Here is a 17,479-nt window from a genome sequence, read left to right as displayed (position 1 = left end):
ATTTCCTTTAAGGAATAATCATCAATATTTTATTCTCCGAACGTGCAGTTACCGATGGGTCATACATACATTCTACTGTCGTGATTCCTGAATTAAAGATCCCAACATTATTTGCTTTGACCTCGTATTCCAATTCTGTCAGTCCTTTTTTCAGATTGTCATAAAAATAATTTGTAGAAGCATCCTTGATTGTGAAATAATAGCCTTGCCACCATTTGTAACCTGAAGGTTGATAAATAGGTTCAACTCCCGAAGGTCGTGCATCTTTGATATGCACATATTGCAACGGATTATCATTTACAATTGTGATTTTGACTTTGATACGTTCACCTAATTTTGCTTCGGAAGTTTCTATCCATTTGCCATCTCGCTCCACCAAATATTGTTTTTTGATCGAAATATCTTTTATAGTTTTTTGAATGGACTCCAATGGACTAAAGTATTGGTGCACAATATTACCAAAGATAGTTCGACTGTTGTTGTTTTGAACTTTAACGAACTTATTTGATTTCAATTCCTGCGGAGAAAGATTTTTGGTGAATTGCCCAAGTACCAATTTGTTTTGTTCTGCTTCTTCCTCATCTATCCACACCTTTACGGTATTTTCTACCACAAAATCTTTTGGATTGTTGGCTAATAATAAGGCGTAGACAGCATCCACAGTCATCCAAGTTGTCCCCCAATGGTTTGCTTGTTTGCTATAAAATAACCATTGTGTAATGTTGTGCAATTTGCTTGGATCATGCAATTTGTACGCTTCTACCATATAAGATTGCAAACTTGTGTTGTTGTAATACGAACTATTGGATTCCCAGTACATACCTTTTTCCGTATCCGAAATAGCTTCTTGCGTGATGCGGTTTTTAATTTCATTGGAAGTTTTAGCGGTGCCAAAGATTTGGCTAGAAACCCATGATTTTGCTGCTAAACCAGCAGGTTGATTCGCCGTAGTCAATGAAGACTTTCGAATTGTAGCTTGTAATTTCTCTACTTTATTTTTGTCCAATGGATGAAAACCGTTCCAATATTGACGTGCGTATAAATAATCTAAAGCATTATGATATGTGTATTTTGGATTAAAAATCGTGGTGTCATTATCTAAATACTTAACTAACTTTTGCGCAACAGTCTTCATGTTAGCATTTACTAAAGTGTGGTCAAGTAATAAAGCTTTACCCATAACTTCTAAGATTCGTGTGGAAATATAAGTTTTTTCTTTCCCTCCATCAAACCATGCGTAGCCACCAGAAGGCATTTGGTTTTTGCTTATTTTTTGTTCTAAACTCTTTAATTCTTGCTGAATACCTGAATTAAATAATTTTGCAATTGCCTTTAGTTTGGCTTCATCCTGTTGGATATCACGAAGCCACGGCATCTCCTCCATTTTGAATTGGCTTAAGGAAGCATTTTCGGCTAATTTGCTACTCGCTTCTTCTGTATTGATGGATTTGAAATAGCTGGAGATAGCTGGATAATTTTTGCCAATATATTCTACCATTTTCAGCCCAAACCACTTACTTACTGTTTGCTCATTACATTCATACGGATAGTTCTTCAAATAATCCAAAGCCGAAATGATCTCTAGTATTGGATTGCTTTGCACTTGAATACGAGCTTGCAAATTGTCTTTATGAGCTGATTCAATTTTATAATCTTGTGTTTGATTAGGCTTTAGGATTATTTTTTCGGTATCCGAAATTAAAATCCGATTTGGCAGAATAGGTAATTCTTGCATCTCTCCATCCGAAAATTCATCTGTTGCGGCTACGATCTTAATATGTACAGAAGGGTAATCTTTTGGTACGACAACTTCCCATTCTACGATGGTATTTTTTGAAGCTTCGGCTTCAAATGACTTTGTGCTATTTTGTGCAATAAACCTGGCTGTTATATTCTCATTGGACTCAGGATTAATAATTTCAATACGTGCATTACCTTTTTGAATTTCCTTACTCAGATTTTGAATTTGTGCTTTCAACGTAATTTTATCACCTTCACGCAAGTAGCGTGGAAGATTTGGTCTGACCATCAGCTGCTTTTGGGTCTGTGTAAAGAATGTCGCCGAACCCGATTCTAAGGTTTTACTGTGTGCGAATAAAAGTAATTTCCATTTTGTCAATGCTTCTGGTGAATCAAATTCAAAGGATACATTTCCCAATACATCAGTGTATAGCGTAGGATAGAAGAAGACCGTTTCTTGTAAATTTGTTCGTACTTGCACGTAATTTAGCATGTCTTGCTTTGCTTTATTTTTTAAAGCTTTAATTTCTGGTCTAAGATCTGGAGCTTTTAGTTCGTCGTACAATGCTACACTTTGAAAAATCTCTTCACCAACTCCAGTCCCACCTTCAACACCACGAGTATAACCTCTTGCTGAACCTGTTAAAGACTGTTTTGTACGAGGTTCATATCCTACAACAACGACCTCTTCCAGCATACCGCTATCATTTCCAAAGTTTCTTCTTAAATAATGATTGTCTTGTGGAATCCATAGATTGTATGTGTATGGAATAGACAGACTGTTATCTAATTCGGGTTCGTTTAAATATATACGGAAATTGGCATAACTGCTATTTAGTTGATTAAATTCTTGTAATAAGTAATAAAAGTTAATAGACGAATAGTCTTGATAAAGTGAAAATTGTGCGGGAAATGAATTACTTCTAAAATCATCCAATGAACTATCGTACATCGTTGCTAACAATTCAGCAGTTAGTTTACTGTCTTTAGCTTTTAAGGTGAATTTCCATTTTTCTTTTTGTCCAGGTGTGATTTTATCTCTAAATGTATGTGTTGTGATGACAATACGCTTAGATTTCTCTACTATAGGAATATGAATAGTAAAGTTTTGTGCTTGGTTGTTATTTACGAAAAGCGCATTCAAAAGGATGGTAGGTGAAATCGTTTTTTCTGTTAGTGTGAAGCTATAGGTGATTTTTCCCTTTTTCCAACTTAATACTTTAGTAGGAAGTTTTTTATTACCCAATGATTCAAAAAGAAATAAACTTGTCGGATTTGCCACGTCCGTGCTGAATGTGATGTTGACTTTATCACCAATGGAATAACTGTTTTTGTCTAGGCTGTAGGAAAAGAAATCCGCATTGTTTATTTTTTTTGTTTGTGCATCATAAACTCTAACATCTGAAAAATTCTTTATGGTGTCTTGTCCCTGAATACTTAAAGCTTCTATTTCATATAAACCTTTTTTAAATAAAGTAGAATCAATTTTGATTAGCGCTGTATCGTTAGTATTGAATTCATATGATGCTACAAGTGATTTTTTTTGCTTTTTGATTGTTAGTTCGTCAAAATAGTTAGGAAAGTATTTTTCATACTCTTGATCTTGAAGAAGATGATAGCTAACATCTTTAAAATATTGACCATAGTAATTAGAAATCGGCTTTTTGTGTAGTTTACTTTTATAAATGTTGATCTTACCAGCGAATTTTAGTGGATGTCCATGTTGATTTGTTGTATTTATAATGATTTTAGAGAACTTTCCTTCTTCTACATTTGGATTTGTATGAATAGCTATTCTCCACGGTTTTGTGGTGAAATTATATCCATCCGAAGCTTGTTGCATTTCTCCCGATTGATTGGTTACCTCTGCGGAATAGTTCAATCTGAAATCTTTCAGTTGTGTAAAAGTAGTATCAGCAAGCGGTATTTTAATGTAGAATTTACCTTCATCATTCGTTTGAATCAACGAATCAATGTAATTTACCGTTTTATAATTTTTAGAATTATAAAAATTGACTTTATATCTTACCGATGCATCAGAAAGTTTTGCGCCAGCTAAGGATTCCACTTTTCCAACAAAAACAGCAGTATCTGCATGTGTGTAAGTTTCTTTATTGGGCTCGAACTCAACTTTGAAAGTTGGCCTTTTGTATTCTTCTACACGAAAATAATGTGAACCTATTTCATTTTGTGGTGTTTTTAATTCTAAACGAAATGTTCCAGCTAGTGTTTGCGCTGGAATTTTAAATTTTCCATTAATTGATCCAAATTCATTGGTTGTTAGAGTTAAAGAATCTATTTTTTGATAATTCGCATCTAGGAGATAGACCTTAATATCTTTATTCGTCAACACATGCCCTTTTATTTTATGATTGTTGTACAGAATGGATTTAAAATAAATTTCTTGTCCTGGTCTGTATATGGCTCGATCTGACATAGTCTGAAATTGCGTATAACCATTTGATTCCTCCTCTTTTTCTAGATGTTCAGGTACATCATCCAATTCCGTTAAATCAATGAGTTGATTTTCTTGGGGTAAATACAATTCTAAATCATCCAAATCAGTATACTTTTGCCTTGTATTCGATTTGTAAATAAATTCACCCTTACTGTCTGTTTTTAGTTTGGCGATTAATTCCGGTGTATTTTTTTGGGTTTTGTATAGATGAACTTGCTTGTTTGCATAGGGTGCGCCTGTTTTTCGATTTATTAATAAAACTTTATATGCTTCATTATTATCTGTTTCTTCATCTAATGTAGCCGTTATAAAGACATCAGATACCACAAGTTTGGAAACTACGGTCGTTTTTTCTTCGCCATCATTTTTAAACGCGGCATTGTTGGATGCTAGAATAGTATAGTTTCCATAGGGTAATGGATTAAGCTTGTATATGGTACTGTGGTTTTCGAAATCATCAAATGATTTTAAATCTTTAGATTCTTCATAGAGTAATTCAGCTTCTAGGGAGGTCAAATATGTAAGTGAGTCATATTTGACATTCCAGACCTTATACTCTTTTGGTGTATTGGTTGTTTTGTAAACACGGAGAAAGAGTTTATTGACATTTCGAGTGGTTAATTTAATTGGAACGTAAGCGTTAGAAGGTTCAAATAATTGTTGTTCAATATTCAGCTCCGCTTGCTTCAACCTTTTCTCTAATCGAATGATATTTTCAATCCACGGTGATTTTGCGTAGTTGGATTTAGCGATTTGTATATATTGAAACACTTTGCTTTTTTTCGAATCATAATAACTGTTAGCCACCAAATAAAGGAGATAGGCATTGTAATCGGATGGATATGTGTTAATAATTTGTTCGATTTTTGGAATCCATTCTTGATTTCGATAATGATAGGTCTCTATATCTTTTGTAAGCAAGTAGGAAGTCGCATCAGCAAATTTATTCTTTTTATTTAGTGCCAGAATGGATTGATACAGCGCATTGTATTCTTCCGTTTTGTTGATTTGTTTCAGAAAATCTAAATATTGGTAAGAAAGGAAATGATAAATTGTAGGTGTGAGTGTTAAATTTTTAACCTCACTAAATAAACCAATAAATTTTTCAGAAGACTGTTTCGTTAGAATTTGTTCGTTTTTTAAAGATTCTCTAAAAATAGAGTCTATCAGTTGTCGTTTTTTCGTTCCATCCGCTACAAGATATGAATCGAGACTTTTAGTCATATAACTATTTGCCTTAGACCAGAGAAACATCGCATAATAATTATTCAATATGGCTTTTTCAATAATATTTGCCTCCGAAATCGTTCTCTCAAAATGTTTCCTGATACTTATGAATGCTTGTTCACCAGTTTGATTAATCGTTTTGATTTGATTTTCGGCGAGAATTGCTCTAATCCATTCAGCAGAGTTGTTTTCTTTTTTAGCATGTGCTTTGATAACAGCGATGTAAGGTAGCGTTTGCTCGTAGTTTTTTATTGCTAAGAGAGCTTCCACTTCCTTCCATTTTTCGGCAATGTATTTTTCGTTTACGGATTGACCCAATAAACGTATTGGCAATAGAAGTATAAGTAACCACAAGTATTTTTTCATAATCAGTGTTTTAGTAAGCACAAATATTTTGCATTATTGCTGTAAGGATGCAGCCGAATTGCAAATTCCACAACCTGGTTTAAATTATTTTATAATTTCTTTCAATATATTAATAAAAAGTTGAATGCCTGGGTTTCTATTGTTTTGATTCCAAGCCAAATGAAGTGTCGTTCGTTGCGGAATGTTTGTCAATTCCATGAAATCCACATCGGTATTATAGCCATTTTTTAGTGAAGAAGGAACGATGGCAATGCCCAAACCTTGTGATACCAAATTGAAAATAGACAAGGCATTCACGGTTCGAAGCGCAACTTTTGGTTCAAATTCATGATCTCTGAAAATACTCATCACCAAATCATAATAGGAAGTACTATACTGCTTAGAAAAAAGAATAAAAGATTCTTCTTTAAAATCCATAAGGTTTATTTTCTTCTTATCCTTGAAAGGATGACCTTTCGGAACTACTAATGCAAAATTTTCTGTTAGAATTGGATAGCTTTGGATTTTAGAAGGAAAATTATCCATCCGTACAAAACCAAAATCCAATTCATTCTTCAACAGCATTTCTATTTGTATTTCGTTGCTAAGCTCATTTAGTGTCACATCAATCAAAGGTTGTTTTGCCTTTAATTTGGCTAATAATTCGGGGAGAATTGTTTGTACGGCAGAGCCAATAAATCCAAGTTTAAGGTTTGTGATTTTTCCTTCCCCAATCTTTTCTATTTGTTGTTGGATATTTGTGAGTTGGTTGAAGATTAGTTCGACTTCTTGTTTCAAAAATTCCCCTGCTTGGGTGAGCTTTACATAACGTTTGCCTCTTTCGAAAAGTGCAGTTTTGTAAATTTCTTCCATTTGTTTGATTTGTCGAGTCAATCCTGGTTGAGAAATATATAGTCTTTCAGCAGCTTTTCTAAAATGTAATTCTTCTGCCAATATCCGAAAATAATGTAGATGACGTAATTCTATTTGATAATTCATAGTTATCAATTATTGATTTAATTGGTATTATTAGTTATCAAAAGTAGCAAGTAATTTTGAAATAGTAAGCTGATAGACTATGAAAACTTTTAAATACGGTGAAGATTTCTTGAAAAGTTCTGCTGCAGTTGGTATTGCAAGGGGAGAAATTCAAGGTGTTTTGACACAAGAAACTATAGACAATATAAATCGCAGTGCGGAATATGTTCGAAAGATAGTAGATAGAGGTAATGTTGTATATGGTATCAATACCGGATTTGGTCCGTTATGTACGACATTAATTGATGCAGAAGATACTAAAAAGCTACAAGAAAATATTTTGATGAGCCATGCTGTGGGGATGGGCGAGCCTATTGATACGGAATTAGCAAAATTGATGCTAATCCTAAAAGTAGATGCTTTGGCAAAGGGATATTCGGGTGTTCAATTAAGTACTATCGAGCGCATCATGTGGCATATTGATCACGATATCATACCAGTTGTTCCTAAGCAAGGTTCGGTTGGGGCTTCGGGAGACTTAGCACCATTATCGCATTTATTTCTGCCATTAATAGGTTTAGGAAAAGTGGATTATCAAAATGAAATTCGAAATACTGCCGAAGTTCTAGCAGAGTTTGACTTGCAAGGAGTTGATTTGGGTGCCAAAGAGGGTTTGGCATTAATCAATGGCACGCAATTTATGGCTGCACATGCTGTCAAAGCATTGGTAGAAATGAATCGTGTATTGGATACGGCAGATTTGGTGGCAACATTGATGATTGAAGGATTGAATGGATCTATCAAGCCATTTTTTAAGGAATTACATCAATTACGTGATTACAAAGGAAATTCCTACGTAGCCAGCAAAATCTTTAATTTATTATCGGGATCGGCTATTTTGGAATCGCACAAAAATTGTTCACGTGTCCAAGATCCGTATTCTTTGCGTTGCATACCGCAAGTGCATGGCGCATCAAGAAACGCTTGGTTACACTTAAAGGAAATCATAGAAACAGAAATCAATTCGGTAACAGACAATCCTATTATTATTAATGATGAACTGACGATTAGTGGAGGTTCTTTTCATGGTCAGCCAATTGCATTGCCAATGGATTATGCGACTTTGGCTGTTTCGGAGATTGGAAATGTTTCGGACAGAAGAGTGTATCTTTCGTTAGAAGGTGAAACCAATGGAGTTCCAAAATTGTTGATGAAAGTAACAGGCCTGAATTCGGGTTTTATGATATTACAATATACGACGGCGGCAATTGCCAGTGAGAATAAAGGTTTGTGCTTTCCGTCTAGCGCGGATAGTATTCCTACCTCATTGGGTCAAGAAGATCATGTGAGTATGGGTTCGATTTCTGGAAGAAAGTTATTACAAGTTATAGACAATGTAGATAAGATTTTAAGCATCGAATTATTGTGTGCAGCACAAGCGAAAGATTTTCATTCGCCGTTAGTTTCTACTCCAATAATCGAAAGTTTACACGAACATATTCGTAAGTCTATACCGCATTTGGAAGAAGACCAACCGATGCAAGATATTTTGGAAAAGGCTTTGGAGATGGTAAAATCTGGTGAATTGTTGAAAATAGCAGATGAAGTTGCTTCGCAACAAGAAGTAAATTACAAAGATACGTATGCTGATTATTTTGAAAACTTTTAATATGAAAAAGCAATTTATTGGTCCTTTTACACAACTTTTGACCATGCGAGATTTGCCTCTAAAAGGTGCTTTGGCAGACAAACAATTAGAAATAATTAACCACGCAGGACTTTATGTGGAGAATGAATATATTGTCGAAGTTGGAGATTATGAACAATTGGAAGAAAAGTATCAAGATGCGGAACAGGTTGTTCTATCAGGCAATAATGTTTGTCTTCCTTCATATATAGATTGTCATACACATATTGCTTTTGCTGGAAATAGAGCAAATGATTTTGCTTTGCGTAATGCTGGCAGTTCGTATTTAGAGATTACGGCAGCTGGTGGCGGAATTTGGAGTACAGTACAACATACAAGAGCCTGTTCGGAAGAAGAGCTAATCGATCTAATTGTTGAAAGGGCTAATGAATTAGTAAAGCAGGGTATAACGACAATTGAAGTTAAAAGTGGATATGGTCTGAATGTTGAGCAAGAGCTAAAAACCTTGCGAGCTATAAAATCAGCTAATACAAAAACAGTAACTGAACTAATATCGACCTGTTTGGCTGCGCACATGAAACCGCGGAATTTCGTAGGTACTTCAGTCGAATATTTAAATTATATTCAGGAAGAGTTATTCCCAATTCTAAAAGCTGAAAAATTAACAAATCGCATAGATGCTTTTATCGAACAATCTGCTTTTTCAGCGGATGAAATTCGTAGTTATTTAGTAAAAGCAAAAGAAATGGGCTTTGATATTACCCTGCATGCGGATCAATTCACAACTTCGGGTTCTGCTTTAGCTGTAGAAGTTGGAGCTGTTTCAGCGGATCATTTAGAAGCTTCAACTATTGAAGAAATCCAACTGTTAGCTGATTCGGATGTTGTCGCTGTGGCATTGCCGGCGGCCTCTTTGGGCTTGGGCTGTGATTTTACTCCAGCAAGAGCATTGTTGGATGCAGGAGCTTCATTGGCCATAGCTACGGATTGGAATCCTGGTTCAGCACCGATGGGGCAATTGCTAGCTTCTGCGAGCATTTTGGCTACGATGCAAAAATTAACCAATGCCGAAGTTTTAGCGGCGTTGACCTTTCGTGCAACACATGCTTTGAATTTGAAAGACAGAGGTCGTTTGGTAGCGGGGCAGTTGGCAGATTTTATTATTTATTCGACGGATAATTATCAAAATATAACTTATCTCCAAGGAACTTTGCAACCTACTTCGGTTTGGAAGAATGGACAACAGATTTATCACAATAAAGCTTAATTCAATCTTATGACAACATTTCAATTGCAGATATTACAAGGTGTTCCAGATACTTTACCTCCGAAAAGGGAAAGAGACCAAAATGTCAGTCATGCTCCAAAGCGTAAAGCTATTCTTTCGCTTGAGGAAGAAAAATTGGCCATTCAAAATGCGTTGCGCTACTTCAAAACAGAATGGCATGCAGAATTGGGGGCTGAGTTTTTAGAAGAGTTGAGAGCTTACGGACGTATTTATATGTATCGTTTTCGTCCCGATTACGCGATTTATGCACGCCCTATTTCAGAATATCCTGCCAAATGCCACCAAGCTGCTGCTATTATGTTGATGATTCAGAATAATTTGGATCCGGCAGTAGCACAGCATCCTCATGAATTGATTACTTATGGAGGTAATGGGGCTGTATTTCAAAATTGGGCACAATATCTTTTGACGATGAAATATCTTGCCGAAATGACGGAAGAACAAACATTACATATGTATTCTGGTCATCCGATGGGGTTGTTTCCGTCTTCTAAAAATGCGCCTCGTGTGGTTGTTACCAATGGGATGATGATTCCAAATTATTCTAAACCTGATGATTGGGAGCGTTTTAATGCCTTAGGTGTGACACAATATGGTCAGATGACAGCTGGTTCGTATATGTATATTGGTCCACAAGGGATTGTACATGGTACAACAATTACTGTGATGAATGCCTTTCGTAAAGTACTTAAAGCTGGAGAAGATATCAAAGGAAAAGTTTTTGTAACCTCGGGTTTGGGAGGAATGAGTGGTGCGCAACCAAAAGCTGGAAATATAGCAGGTTGTATTACGGTTTGTGCGGAAGTAAATCCAGCCGCTGCCGTCAAAAGATACGAACAAGGTTGGGTAGATGAATTGTTCTATTCGTTAGGTGATTTAATCAAACGAGTAAGACTCGCTGTAAATAATAAGGAAGTTATTTCCTTGGCTTACGTGGGTAATATTGTAGAAGTTTGGGAGGAATTTTATACTCAAAACATTGAAATTACTGTTGGTTCAGATCAAACTTCTTTGCATAATCCTTGGTCAGGAGGCTATTATCCTTTAGGATTGTCTTTTGAAGAATCGAATGATTTAATCGCAAATCATCCTGAAGAATTTAAAACAGAAGTACAGAAAACGCTTATAAAGCATGCAAGTATTATAAATAAACATGCTTCGCGTGGAACATACTTTTTTGATTATGGGAATGCGTTCTTATTAGAAGCTAGTCGTGCTGGAGCTGATATTATGGCAGATGATGATATTAATTTCAAATATCCATCTTATGTACAAGATATTTTGGGGCCTATGTGTTTTGATTATGGATTTGGTCCTTTTCGCTGGGTATGTACATCTGGCGATGCGGAAGACTTACGATTAACAGACAGAATTGCTTTAGAAGTTTTGTTGAAACTAAGAGAAAATGCTTCGGATAATATCGCGCAGCAGATGGACGATAATATCAAATGGATTCGTGATGCAGAACAAAATAAGTTAGTAGTGGGTTCACAGGCAAGGATACTGTATGCCGATGCTTTAGGTCGTTTGCGTATTGCGGAAGCTTTTAATGCTGCGGTAAAAGATGGAAGATTAAAAGATCCTATAGTATTGGGACGCGATCATCATGATGTGAGTGGTACAGACTCTCCTTATCGTGAAACAAGTAATATTTATGACGGAAGTCGTTTTACTGCAGATATGGCTATTCATAATGTAATTGGTGATAGCTTCAGGGGAGCAACATGGGTTTCTATACACAATGGCGGAGGTGTCGGCTGGGGCGAAGTAATCAATGGAGGATTTGGATTAGTATTGGATGGAACGGACGAAGCCCATGATAAATTGAAACAAATGCTGTTCTTTGATGTTAATAATGGTATAGCACGTCGTGCATGGGCAAGAAATAAGGAAGCGTTGGAAGCAATTGAAACCGAATTGAATCGTAGTAATTCGTTGAAAATTACGAAAGCCCAATTGGTTGATATATGCGTATTGGATAAAATTTTTGGGTAATGGATACATTTAAAAAATTATATACAAAAGCTGATGCCTCACTATGGGAAGGTCGAATTGATGGAGAGGAGCGAGAACTTCAACGTTGGCATCAAGTAGTGACTTACGTAGATTTAAACGAACGCCAATCCTTAGAAAATACAATTGTGCTTTTAGGCTTTTGCTGTGATGAAGGTGTACGACGTAATCAAGGTCGTGAAGGAGCCAAAGCAACTCCTGATTATTTGCGCAAAGTGTTAGCTAATTTGCCTGTACACTTTTCTGATAAAATAGTTGTTGTGGATGCGGGAAATATACACAGCCATGGATATGATTTAGAATCTGCTCAGCAAGCTTTAACTATTGCTGTTCAAAAAATAAAAAGTTTTAACGGGTTTCCTCTTTTGATTGGGGGAGGTCATGAAATTACCTATGGGCATTTCAAAGGTCTTCATCAGCCAAACCGAAAACTTGGAATCATCAATATCGATGCACATTTAGATATGCGACCTTTGACGGATGGAAAAGGTAACTCTGGAACAGGCTTCTATCAAATAAATGAAGATTTGATGGAAGCAGGAGGGGATTTTAATTATCTAGCTTTTGGCATACAAGAAATTGCAAATACAAAAGGCTTGTTGCAATCTGCTGAGTCCTCTGGTGTTAATATCATTTACGGAAGTGAGCTTTTTCCAAATAATATAGAACATATAAAGTCTAAGATTCAAGATTTTGTAAATGGAGTAGATGATATTTATCTCACTGTCGATATGGATGCATTTGCAGCAGCGTTTGCACCAGGAGTGAGTGCGGTTGCGATGAATGGGATTATACCAGAACATACTTTCTATAGTTTACTTTCGTATATCTATCAGCAACCTAAATTGATAAGTATGGATATTGCAGAATTAAATCCAAGATTTGATATAGATGAAAGAACGGCTCGTTTGGCTGCACATTTAATCTTTCAATGCCTTCAGAAATTTTAGTAATTTTAGGTAAAATATACGTGTACTATGTCAAACATTGATTTTATCAGAGAAGAAACAGCAGCTAATATTGGGAATTTTTTGGTGGGTAGGTTATTGCCTTTTCGTCAAAAGCGTTCGATTGGTCCTTTTGTATTCATCGACCACATGGGACCTGCTTGTTTGGAAGATCATGAAAATTTGGATGTTGGTCCGCATCCGCATATAGGACTTTCGACGTTGACTTACCTTTTTGAAGGGTCAATATTTCATCGTGATAGCTTGGGTACTGCCATGGAAATAACACCAGGTGCCGTGAATTGGATGACAGGAGGTAAAGGAGTAACCCATTCGGAGCGTACGCCAGAACATTTGCGTCAGCGTGATAAATTCTTGCACGGATTACAAATTTGGGTGGCTTTGCCAAAGGATTTGGAATTTATGGATCCTGAATTCCATCATACTGAGGCTAAAGATATTCCCTCTTGGGAAGAAGATGGTGTGAAATATAAACTCATAGCTGGGGAAGCTTTTGGGAAGAAATCTCCAGTTCCTGTGTACAGTAAACTATATATGATAGAAATCAAAAGCTCGAAAGACGCATTGATTGATATTAGGGGTGAATTGTATGGAGAGAGTGGATTGTATATTTTGGAAGGTGAAATTGAAAGTAATGGACACGCTTACGGTGCAAAGCAAATATTAATTACTAGAGATGCACATCTTTGTTCATTTACAATGAAACCAAATACAACGGTTTATATTTTTGGAGGAGAACCTTTCCCTGAGGAAAGATTTATATATTGGAATTTTGTTGCCACAGACAAACAAATCATTGAAGAAGCTAAAGAGCGTTGGAAAAACCACGAATTTCCAAAAGTACCAGGTGATGATGGTTATGTCCCCCTGCCTGGGTAATTTATTCCTATTAAGAGAGGTGTTGTTACTAAGCAACACTTTTTTTATGGAAAATTCATTGATTAATCATCATTTAGGTTAAATGCTTATGTTAAAAGAAGTTAAAACTGAAAATTTAACTGTTTTTTAATAAAAACTAACAACTGAATATTTAGTTTTAATAATTATAAACTTAATAACCAATTTGAATGAGGTCTAATCAATGTTATGTTTTATTGACATTTATTCTGTTTTTTAATATTTCAAATTCATTTTCGCAGGTAAAACTGTCTGGAACAATCACAGATGGAACCGATAATCTAAAACTCCATAAAGCAACGATAGCGTTATTAAATCCTAAGGATTCGATCCTTGTTAATTTTACTAGAAGTGGTGAAAATGGAAATTTTTCGATATCAAAATTAGATACAGGATCATATAAGCTGATTGTATCCTATCCACAATATGCAGACTATGTGCAAGATTTGAAAATTTTGGCAGATCATAATGTTGGCACAGTAAAATTATCAAAAGCTTTTCTTTTGTTGGATGAAATTTCAGTTACAGGCAAAATTCCAGTGGTCATTAAGGGAGATACAATAGAATACAATGCAGGCAGTTTCAATGTGGATAAAGATGCTAAAGTGGATGATTTGCTCAAAGTTCTTCCTGGAATAACCGTTGATGCCGACGGAAAAATCACCGCTCAAGGTAAAGAAGTGAAGAAAGTATTATTAGATGGTGAAGAATTTTTTGGTAATGATCCGACTTTGATTACTAAAAATATACGTGCAGATATGGTGGATAAGGTACAAGTCTATGAAAAAAAATCAGATTTGAACGATAGAACCGGAGTCGATGATGGAGAACGAACGCAAACAGTAAATATTACACTCAAAGGGGATAAAAAGAAAGGAGCATTCGGTCAAGCTCAAAGCGGTTACGGTTCAGGGAATTATTATGGACTAAAAGGTATGGCTAATAGATTTAATGGAGCTCAAAAAATCGCAGCTTATGCCATTTCGGCCAATGATGGTATGGTGAGTCTAGGTTTTGAAGATGGAGAGAAATATGGTGCATTAGATGGAAATGTGGAAATGATGGAAGGCGGCGGTATAATGATTACTTCCTCTGGATCAAGTGACGGTATGGATTCTTGGTCTAGCACATTTAGAGGGGATGGTATACCCAGTGCCTTAAATATGGGAGCTAGTTTTTCTGACAAATTTAAGGGAGACAAACACAAGCTAAATGTGAACTACCGCAGAGGGCAGATGGATGTGGAAAACAATAGTCAAAATTTTTCCCAAAATAACTTGCCTGACCTTGCAAGTATACAGCAGTCAACAGGTTTGACTTTGAATGAAAGCAAATCCCACAATGCAAATATGCGCTACGATTTGAAGGTTGATTCTACATCTGATATGACCTTAAAGTTTGGTTACAATAAAATTAATAGAGATAATTTTAGCAGAAACAATTCTTCCGAAAGTAATCTTGATGAAATACTTCTAAACGATACCTATTCAACAAATAATAATACGAGTATTAATGAGGTATTGAATGCTAGTGTAATGTTTACCAAGCGCTTCAAAAAATTGAGAAGATCATTAACATTAAATACTTCTATTTCTTCTAATAATACGGATGGCGTATCTAATTATTTTTCAAAATCAAAACTTTATCAAACAAGTGATTCTTTATTAATCGATCAATTGAAAAATAACATTTGGGAAAATAGTAACCTTGATGCTTCATTGAATTATACAGAACCACTTTCTAAAAATATTACAGGTACTTTTGGTTATACTCTAGCAAATAGTAAGTCTTATACATTAAACCAGTCATTTAACAAAAATGATAGATCAGGGGAATACGACATACTCGATCAAAGTCTATTAAACGATTTGGATAACAACAATCTCAGAAATTCTTTTAATACCGGATTAAATTATAAAAAGAATACTATAACGTTGAATGTGAGTAATACGCTTTCTTTCGAATCGATAAAACGAAATTATAATAATTTAAGTCATTCTTTAAAAAGAGATCAGGTTTCATTTAATCCATCTGTTTCAATGAATTATCAAATATCCAAAAGTAAAGGGTTGTATTTGAACTATTATGGTCGTACTACTCAACCAGATTTAAATCAATTCGAACCATTAAAGCAAAATGATAATCCATTAATCAATTATTTGGATAATCCTGATTTAGAATCAGGATTCAATCATAGCATGTATGCATATTTCAATTCGTACAAGCAGTTGAAAGATATAAGTGTATATTTTGGAGCTGATCTAAACCAAAATACTAATGCTGTCAATAGCTTAGTGACTTTCTACCCTGAGTCAGGACGAAGAGATATTCAATATGTCAATGTAAATAAATCAAATATTTCATCCAGTATTTATGGAGGATATCGTCGACCTATTTGGAAAAAAATTGCCTTGAGTATGAATATTGGAGCTAATTTGGGATATCAGAATAATTACAATTATTTGGCTCTAGCAAATACAAATTCTCAATTGAATAATACAGAAAACTATTCGTTAAGTCCAAATATAGGTTTTAGTACGTACAAAGCTAATAAGTGGTCTTTTCAAGCGAGGTTAAGCCCTGGTTACCGTATTTCTAAATCTACCTTACAACCGGATTTGGATATTAATAATTTCATATTCAATTCTTATTTGGATGTGAGTTACACATTCCTTAAAGATTATAAGATAGTAATGAATATGGAACAATCACACGAAGCAGCTACTAAGACTTTACCAGAATTCAATGTGGCAAATGTTTCGGGATATGTATCTAAAAAATTCTTAAAAGACAAATCATTAGAGGCACAGTTTTTTGTGAATGATTTATTAAATAAAAATACAGGCGTTAGAAGATATCAATCAGGATATACATTTTCACAATCTACAAATGATGTATTGAGAAGGTATGGGATGTTCAAGTTGATTTACAATTTCACCACTATGAGAGGAGACAATTAATATGAAACAGTTATTTTATATACTAATATTCGTTTGTTATAGCAATATAAGTTTTGCGCAGTATACGTTTTTTCCTATTAGCGGAACTGTAACATATGAACGTAAATTCCATCTGCATAATTTTTTGAAACGTACAATGGGAAGCAAGGTCGATTTGGATATATGGGATAAAAGTTCGTTGGAATTTCTGCAAAAAAATGGGCCTACAGAACTTACAACACATCATACATTGAAATTCAATGGAATGGAGACATTATTCGAAACAGTAAAAGAAGATTATCCGGCTAATTACCAGAATGCATTATGGTATATACCCTTGAAAAGTGAAACTAAAACGTATGTTAATTATGATAAAGGAATATTCAATAAGCTTCTTCCATTTGGAGATGATGAGCTAATATTGACTGATTCCGTTCCTCAAGTCAAATGGAAATATACGGATGAATACCGCAATATTGCAGGTTATGACTGCCGTCGCGCGAATGGTTTGATTCAGGATTCTATTTATGTCGTGGCATTTTTCACTAGTCAACTGGATGTTCCTGGAGGGCCTGAACTTATTCAGGGATTACCGGGTACTATTCTTGGTGTGTCAATTCCATCATTGAACATTAATATGTTTGCGACGAAAGTTGAGCTGAATAATGATGTCGTATCTGCTACATTGACCAAAAAGAAAAGGGTAGTACCCGAATCAAAAGAATCAGTAATTAAGATACTTAAAAGCTCTGTTTATGATTGGATGGATGAGAAAGCTTTTCAAAAGGAAATGAGTAAAATACTCTTTTAAATCATTGTAATAAAAAAGGCGTTCATTTGGACTGCCCCCCAAAAGTTAGACGAATTTATGCAATCTTTTTGAAATAATGAGCTCGGTATTCTATCGGGCTCATTCCTTTTAAATTTGATTTAATTCTAACCTTATTATAGTAATTGATATAACTTATTATTTCCTTT

10 protein-coding genes are annotated in these 17,479 nt (G+C 35.1%); 7 read left to right on the top strand and 3 right to left on the bottom strand.

Going from position 1 to position 17,479, the window contains the following annotated elements:
* Nucleotides 1-7: 7 nt before the first annotated feature.
* Together IPZ78_RS10470 and IPZ78_RS10465 are read right to left on the bottom strand one after the other, a co-directional pair.
* Complete coding sequence (locus IPZ78_RS10470; protein WP_225553430.1) at nucleotides 8-5,791, bottom strand: alpha-2-macroglobulin family protein; 5,784 nt, start codon at nucleotides 5,789-5,791, stop codon at nucleotides 8-10.
* A gap of 84 nt (nucleotides 5,792-5,875) precedes the next feature.
* Nucleotides 5,876-6,769 carry a LysR family transcriptional regulator gene (locus IPZ78_RS10465; RefSeq protein ID WP_225553428.1) on the bottom strand — a complete coding sequence of 298 codons (894 nt, stop codon included), beginning with the start codon at nucleotides 6,767-6,769 and terminating at the stop codon, nucleotides 5,876-5,878.
* Between the two features lie 79 nt (nucleotides 6,770-6,848).
* Between IPZ78_RS10465 and hutH the strand changes: the two genes are divergently transcribed.
* From hutH to IPZ78_RS10430, 7 genes are all read left to right on the top strand, one after another.
* Nucleotides 6,849-8,417 (top strand): histidine ammonia-lyase, encoded by a 1,569-nt coding sequence (hutH, locus tag IPZ78_RS10460; RefSeq protein ID WP_225553426.1) that lies wholly within the window; start codon nucleotides 6,849-6,851, stop codon nucleotides 8,415-8,417.
* A 1-nt stretch (nucleotide 8,418) separates the two neighbouring features.
* The gene (hutI, locus tag IPZ78_RS10455; RefSeq protein ID WP_225553424.1) at nucleotides 8,419-9,663 is read left to right on the top strand and encodes an imidazolonepropionase; all 1,245 of its coding nucleotides are present in this window, start codon (nucleotides 8,419-8,421) and stop codon (nucleotides 9,661-9,663) included.
* A gap of 9 nt (nucleotides 9,664-9,672) precedes the next feature.
* A complete protein-coding gene (locus tag IPZ78_RS10450) occupies nucleotides 9,673-11,679 on the top strand; it encodes a urocanate hydratase (RefSeq protein WP_225553423.1) in 2,007 nt (668 codons plus the stop codon).
* The gene (hutG, locus tag IPZ78_RS10445) at nucleotides 11,679-12,647 is read left to right on the top strand and encodes a formimidoylglutamase (protein WP_225553421.1); all 969 of its coding nucleotides are present in this window, start codon (nucleotides 11,679-11,681) and stop codon (nucleotides 12,645-12,647) included. The genes IPZ78_RS10450 and hutG overlap by 1 nt, the downstream gene beginning before the upstream one ends.
* Nucleotides 12,648-12,674: 27 nt before the next feature.
* Nucleotides 12,675-13,544: a pirin family protein gene (locus tag IPZ78_RS10440; protein ID WP_225553419.1), complete on the top strand. Its 870-nt coding sequence runs from the start codon at nucleotides 12,675-12,677 to the stop codon at nucleotides 13,542-13,544.
* A gap of 188 nt (nucleotides 13,545-13,732) precedes the next feature.
* Nucleotides 13,733-16,522, top strand: a complete 2,790-nt coding sequence (locus IPZ78_RS10435; protein ID WP_225553416.1) for a TonB-dependent receptor — start codon at nucleotides 13,733-13,735, stop codon at nucleotides 16,520-16,522.
* Nucleotide 16,523: 1 nt separating this feature from the next.
* Nucleotides 16,524-17,312: a GLPGLI family protein gene (locus tag IPZ78_RS10430; RefSeq protein WP_225553414.1), complete on the top strand. Its 789-nt coding sequence runs from the start codon at nucleotides 16,524-16,526 to the stop codon at nucleotides 17,310-17,312.
* 55 nt (nucleotides 17,313-17,367) lie between these two features.
* On the opposite strand, the gene IPZ78_RS17365 is transcribed toward IPZ78_RS10430, so the two are convergent.
* Entirely contained in the window at nucleotides 17,368-17,469 is a 102-nt protein-coding gene (locus IPZ78_RS17365) for an IS3 family transposase (RefSeq protein ID WP_394371242.1), read from the bottom strand.
* Nucleotides 17,470-17,479: the final 10 nt, after the last annotated feature.

The sequence above is a fragment of the Sphingobacterium bovistauri genome, from assembly GCF_020295405.1.
GTDB lineage: Bacteria > Bacteroidota > Bacteroidia > Sphingobacteriales > Sphingobacteriaceae > Sphingobacterium > Sphingobacterium bovistauri.
This window is presented reverse-complemented; position numbering and strand designations above follow the sequence as displayed.

Bases quoted from the DNA above. Each gene is read 5' to 3' on its own strand.
- hutI (WP_225553424.1), top strand. From the start codon at position 8,419: ATGAAAAAGCAATTTATTGGTCCTTTTACACAACTTTTGACCATGCGA.
- IPZ78_RS10450 (WP_225553423.1), top strand. From the start codon at position 9,673: ATGACAACATTTCAATTGCAGATATTACAAGGTGTTCCAGATACTTTA.
- hutH (WP_225553426.1), top strand. From the start codon at position 6,849: ATGAAAACTTTTAAATACGGTGAAGATTTCTTGAAAAGTTCTGCTGCA.
- IPZ78_RS10435 (WP_225553416.1), top strand. From the start codon at position 13,733: ATGAGGTCTAATCAATGTTATGTTTTATTGACATTTATTCTGTTTTTT.
- IPZ78_RS10465 (WP_225553428.1), bottom strand. From the start codon at position 6,769: ATGAATTATCAAATAGAATTACGTCATCTACATTATTTTCGGATATTG.
- IPZ78_RS10430 (WP_225553414.1), top strand. From the start codon at position 16,524: ATGAAACAGTTATTTTATATACTAATATTCGTTTGTTATAGCAATATA.
- IPZ78_RS10440 (WP_225553419.1), top strand. From the start codon at position 12,675: ATGTCAAACATTGATTTTATCAGAGAAGAAACAGCAGCTAATATTGGG.
- hutG (WP_225553421.1), top strand. From the start codon at position 11,679: ATGGATACATTTAAAAAATTATATACAAAAGCTGATGCCTCACTATGG.
- IPZ78_RS10470 (WP_225553430.1), bottom strand. From the start codon at position 5,791: ATGAAAAAATACTTGTGGTTACTTATACTTCTATTGCCAATACGTTTA.